We start from the raw sequence: 1759 nt of genomic DNA on the forward strand, positions 1-1759 counted from the left end.
GGAAGAAGGCCGCCAGGTTCGGCGCTTGCGGCGGCGTGGCGGGCGGCAGCGCGGCCTGGCCGCCGAACTGCGCGATGACCGTGCCGCCGGCATCGGGCGGCAGGCTGGCGAGCGTGCGGTCGAGCAACCGCACGTAGTCGGAGAAGACGATGGAGGCCCGCTCGATGCGCGGGCGCTGCACGTAGTGCAGCAGCACGGTGAGCGAACAGGCGAGCGACAGCGCGACGAGCGCCACCAGCAGCGCGATGTTGCGCGCGAGCAGCGAGCGCGGCAGCGGGATGCGCATCACGACTCGATGCCGGCCACCAGCATGTAGCCGATGCCCCAGACGGTCTTGATGAAGCGCGGCTTGCCGGGATCGTCCTCGACGATCTGGCGCAGCCGCAGGATCTGCACGTCGACGCTGCGGTCGAGTGCGGCATGGTCGCGGCCGCGGGCGCGGGCGAGCAGGTTCTCGCGGCTCACCGCGCGGTTCGGTGACGAGCCGAGTGCATGCAACAGCAGCATCTGCGCCGAATGGATTTCTACGGGTGTGCCGTCGCGCATCAGCGTCTGCTGGCTGACGTCGAACGTGAATGCGCCGAAACGCAATCGCTGCGACGTGACCGTCGGCTCGCCGGCCGCCATTTTCTGCCGCCGCAGTAGCGCGCGGACGCGGGCCACGAGTTCGTCGGGGAGAAACGGCTTCGCCAGGTAATCGTCGGCGCCCGTCTCGAGGCCGACGACCTTGTCCGCGGCGTCGCCTTTCGCGGTGAGCATCAGGATCGGCAGCGTCTGGCCTTCGGCACGCAGGCGCCGGCACACGCTCAGGCCGTCCTCGGGCTCCATCATCAGATCGAGCACCAGCAGGTCGTACGGTTCGCGCTGCAGCAGGCGGTCGAGCCGCTTGCCGTCGGCGACCGCGCGGACCTGGAAGCCATGGCCGGTCAGGAAGCGCTGCAGCATGTTGCGCAACTCGGCTTCATCGTCGAGCACGACGATCCTGCAGGACTGTTCCATCGCTTGCCTCCCGGTGCGTGCGCGGCCGGATTGTCGTGCGGGGTCAACGGGCCGCCATGCGCTGGCGCATGAAACCGGCGAGCTGCTCGAGCGTGACGTAGCCGTTGTGCTGCGTGTCGATTTCGTCGAAATGCTGCGCGACCATCGGCATGCCCGCGGCGGCCTGCTCGCGGGTGAGCTTGCCGTCGTGCGTCGTGTTCGCGCTGGCGAAGCGGGTCTGCAACTGCATCAGCGCGCGTTCGACGCGTGCACCGCCGTTCGCCGCGCCGGGCGGCACCTGCTGGGCCGACGCTGCTGCTGAGACGATACACAAAACGACGACGGCAATCATCTTCTTGATGGACTTCATGGGGTTTCTCCTTGCGTGGCCGACGGTCTGCGCCGGCCGGGTGGTTGATGAAACGGATGGAAAACGAAACGAAGCGAAACGAAACGCAGTGGCGCCGGGTTACGCCCAGTGCGCCGGCACCCACACGCGGCCGGCCCAGTGGGCGGGCACCCAGATGACGGCGCGCGGCGGGTGAGCGACATACACGGCGCGCGGGGCGACGTACACGGAGCGCGGCAGCGGCGGCGCGAGGTACAGGACCTTCGGCGGCGGCGGGGCGACGTAGACGACGCGCGGTGCCGGTGTGACGACGACAGCCTTCGGTGCTGCGACACGCACGACCTTGGGCGGGGGCGGCGGCGTGACGATGACGGCGGCCGGCACGGGCGGCGGGGGCGTGACCACGACGGCGGCCGGTGCAGGCGCCGGTGC

2 protein-coding genes and 2 pseudogenes are annotated in these 1759 nt (G+C 69.9%); all 4 read right to left on the reverse strand.

All coding sequences use genetic code 11. From position 1 onward, the window contains the following. Nucleotides 1-286: pseudogene (locus G3N93_RS39215) on the reverse strand (two-component sensor histidine kinase); the annotation flags it as partial. Further along, nucleotides 286-999 carry a response regulator gene (locus tag G3N93_RS39220; protein WP_174937108.1) on the reverse strand — a complete coding sequence of 238 codons (714 nt, stop codon included), beginning with the start codon at nt 997-999 and terminating at the stop codon, nt 286-288. The pseudogene G3N93_RS39215 and the gene G3N93_RS39220, both read right to left, overlap by 1 nt. Nucleotides 1000-1042: 43 nt before the next feature. Further along, on the reverse strand, nt 1043-1348 hold the full coding sequence (locus G3N93_RS39225; protein WP_122947597.1) for an EF-hand domain-containing protein: 306 nt from the start codon (nt 1346-1348) through the stop codon (nt 1043-1045). Nucleotides 1349-1447: 99 nt separating this feature from the next. Further along, nucleotides 1448-1759: pseudogene (locus tag G3N93_RS39230) on the reverse strand (hypothetical protein); the annotation flags it as partial.

Origin of the sequence: Burkholderia sp. Se-20378 (genome assembly GCF_017104665.1) — a bacterium.
Taxonomy (GTDB): Bacteria; Pseudomonadota; Gammaproteobacteria; order Burkholderiales; family Burkholderiaceae; genus Burkholderia; species Burkholderia lata.

Excerpts from the sequence above, each read along its gene's own strand:
- G3N93_RS39225 (WP_122947597.1), bottom strand. The coding sequence starts at position 1,348 with ATGAAGTCCATCAAGAAGATGATTGCCGTCGTCGTTTTGTGTATCGTC.
- G3N93_RS39220 (WP_174937108.1), bottom strand. The coding sequence starts at position 999 with ATGGAACAGTCCTGCAGGATCGTCGTGCTCGACGATGAAGCCGAGTTG.